The following is a 2989-nucleotide window of genomic DNA, read 5'->3' on the forward strand; positions in this document are numbered from 1 at the left end:
GATGACTTTCGATGTAGGCGCTGCCAAGACCGCCGGGATGAAATTGATTCCGCAGGGCGGCACGGCGCAGGCGGAATGTCAGCCCGGCGTGAATGACCGAACGCGTCGTCGGCCCTGGGCGGCAAAACGCCGCTGGCAGGCATTCCAAATGCTCCTGAATGCCTTGCCTCACGCCACCCGACCCACCCCCCTGCTACAGCCGAGGAGACCCACCCCATGGCCCTGCCCCACGCCCAACTGCTCGACACCATCAGCGTGCGCCCGCTCGGCGCGGCCCTTGGCAAAGCGGTGAGCACGAGCCTGCTGAAGACCGACCGGCTCCAGCTGCTGCACCTCGTGCTGCCCGCTCACCACGACCAGCCCGAGCACCATGTGGCCGACGAATGCACGGTTCACTGCCTGGAAGGCGACGTTGAAGTCGTGATGCCCGGCGGCACGCGGCGGCTGCAGTCGGGCGAACTGGTCGTGTTGCCGGGGCAGCAGCGGCATTCACTGCGCGCTCGCAGTGACTCGGCGGTTCTGCTCACGCTGCTGCTGCACCATGGCGACGCCGGCGATGCAGGCGGCGCCGGCGTTCGAACTTCGCAAGGGACCGCAGACGAGGCGAGCCGCTGAACCGACGCGGCTCAGGGCCGGCCGGCCGCCTTCACGAGACGGCGGCATGAAGCCGTTCCAGCCACGTCTGCGCCGGGCCGGATCCAGCCGCCGTACTCGCCCGGTCTCACGATCCGGCGCGCTTGACGGCCCAGCCTTCGTTCTTCAGCCAGTCGATCACCCGTTCGCAGTGATCGCCCTGCACTTCGAGCACACCGTCCTTCACCGTGCCACCCGCCCCGCAAGCGGTTCTCAGGCGTTTGCCCAAAGCGGCGAGCGCGGTGGCGTTTAGCTTTAGGTTGCGCACGAGTGTCACGGCCTTGCCGCCACGGCCCTTCGTCTCGCGGCTGACGCGCACCACGCCGTCGCCACCGGAAGCGGGCGCAGGCGTGGCACTGCAAACGCATTCGGCGGCCGGCTTGCGGCAGCCGGGGCACATCCGCCCGCCCTCCGTCGAATACACCAAGCCGCCGGTTCCTGACTTGCGCATGGAGACCCTCGATTCGCCCGCGATCAGACCAGCGGCGCCAGCAGGCCCTGCAGGTCTTCGGGGCTGAACTTGGTCGCCGCCGCGGCGTCATGGCCCAGCACGCCTTCGGCGAGCGCGGCCTTGCGCGCCTGCAGTGCCAGCATGCGCTCCTCGATGCTGCCCACCACGACGAGCTTGTAGACGATCACCGGCTGGTCTTGCCCGATGCGGTGCGCGCGGTCGCTGGCCTGCTGCTCGACGGCCGGGTTCCACCACGGGTCGAGGTGGATCACGGTGTCGGCGGCGGTGAGGTTCAGGCCCACGCCGCCGGCTTTCAGGCTCAGCAGCAGCAGGGGCACGGCCTGGGCCTGGAACTGCCGCACGACCTCACCGCGCGCACGGGGCGGCGTGTCGCCGGTGAGAGAGAGGAACGGCAGCTCGAGTGCCGTGAGTTCCTGCTGCACCAGCGCGAGCATCTCGGTGAACTGCGAAAAGATCAGCACGCGCCGGCCTTCATCGACCAGCTCCGGCAGCATGTCGCGCAGCAGCTCGATCTTGGCGCGCTCCATGGTCTCGGGAACGGCCGGCCCCTTCACCAGCCGCGGATCGCAGCACACCTGCCGGAGCTTGAGCAACGCATCGAGGATGGCGATCTGCGAACCGGCGAAGCTCTGGCGCTGCAGCACGCGGCGCACCTGTTCGTCGGCGGCCAGGCGCACGCTCTCGTACAGCGCACGCTGCTGGCCCTGCAGTTGCACGCGGCGGATGACTTCGGTCTTGGGCGGCAGCTCGGTCGCCACGTCCTGCTTGCGGCGGCGCAGGATGAAAGGCCGCACGCGCTGCGCGAGCAGTTGCGCGCGCAGCGTCTCGCCGTTGGTCTCGATCGGCTTGCGCCACTGGCGCGCGAAGCTGCGCGCATCGCCCAGAAAACCCGGCATCAGGAAGTCGAAGTGCGACCAAAGTTCGCCGAGGTGGTTTTCCAGCGGCGTGCCGGTCACGCACAGGCGGTGGCGGGCGTTCAAGCGCCGCAGCGCTCCGGCGGCGCGGCTGCCGGCGTTCTTGACCATCTGGGCCTCGTCGAGGATCACGAGGTGCCAGGGCTGGGCGCGCAGCGCGTCGATGTCGCGCCACAACAGCGGGTAGGTGGTGAACACCACGTCGTGTTCGGCCATGCGCTCGAAGTCGCGCGCCCGGGCCGCGCCCTGCAGCGTGAGCACGCGCAGCGCGGGCGCCGTGCGCGCCGCCTCGGCCTGCCAGTTGGCGATGAGCGACGTGGGCAGCACCACCAGCGCCGGCAGGTCCAGCCGGCCGGCCTGCTGCTCAACGAGCAGGTGCGCGAGCACCTGCGCCGTCTTGCCCAGGCCCATGTCGTCGGCCAGGATGCCGGCGAGCCGGTGTTCGCGCAGGTACTGCAGCCACGCCAGTCCGTGGAGTTGATAGCCGCGCAGCTCCAGGCCCAGCCCCGCCGGCGGCGGCACCGGCGCAGGGCTGCCGGCCGCGCGCAGGCGCTGCGCCAGCGTGGCAAGTCCAGCGTCGCCCTGCAGTTGCCAGGCCCCGTGGACGCCGGCGCGTGCGGCCTGCGTCTGCGACAGGCCCTCCCTCAGCGCTTCGACGCGCTGCGCCTCCCAGGCCGACAGCCGCAGCGGCCCGCCGGCCTGTCCGGCGCGCTTGGGGTCGGTGAGCAGATCGACCATCGCGCCGACGATGGCCTTCAGCGGCCCGGCCGGCGCCTCGATGCGCCGCCCGCCCGGCGCACGCAACGCAATCAGCGCGTGGTCGTCGATGGCGGCGATCTCGCAGGCATCGAGCCAGCGCGCGTCGCGCTTGAGCAGGTCCGCCAGGAGCGGCACCAGGTCGAGCGTGTCGCCATCGACATCGACGCCCAGGCTCAGCATCCAGGACCCCTCGCGCGGCGGCTGGCGCAGC

3 protein-coding genes are annotated in these 2989 nt (G+C 70.9%); 1 reads left to right on the forward strand and 2 read right to left on the reverse strand.

Annotated elements, in window-relative coordinates; translation table 11 throughout:
• The first annotated feature begins 216 nt into the window (after window positions 1–216).
• Window positions 217–615 (forward strand): cupin domain-containing protein, encoded by a 399-nt coding sequence (locus tag H0W38_RS19945; protein ID WP_292457444.1) that lies wholly within the window; start codon window positions 217–219, stop codon window positions 613–615.
• Between the two features lie 106 nt (window positions 616–721).
• Here H0W38_RS19945 and H0W38_RS19950 read toward each other — a convergent pair whose 3' ends face one another.
• A complete protein-coding gene (locus H0W38_RS19950) occupies window positions 722–1084 on the reverse strand; it encodes a translation initiation factor Sui1 (RefSeq protein WP_292457446.1) in 363 nt (120 codons plus the stop codon).
• 23 nt (window positions 1085–1107) lie between these two features.
• Window positions 1108–2989, reverse strand: a 1882-nt coding sequence (locus H0W38_RS19955; RefSeq protein WP_292457448.1) for a DEAD/DEAH box helicase, incomplete at its 5' end; no start/stop codon positions are given.

Source organism: Methylibium sp., assembly GCF_013817365.1.
Taxonomy (GTDB): Bacteria; Pseudomonadota; Gammaproteobacteria; order Burkholderiales; family Burkholderiaceae_C; genus Methylibium.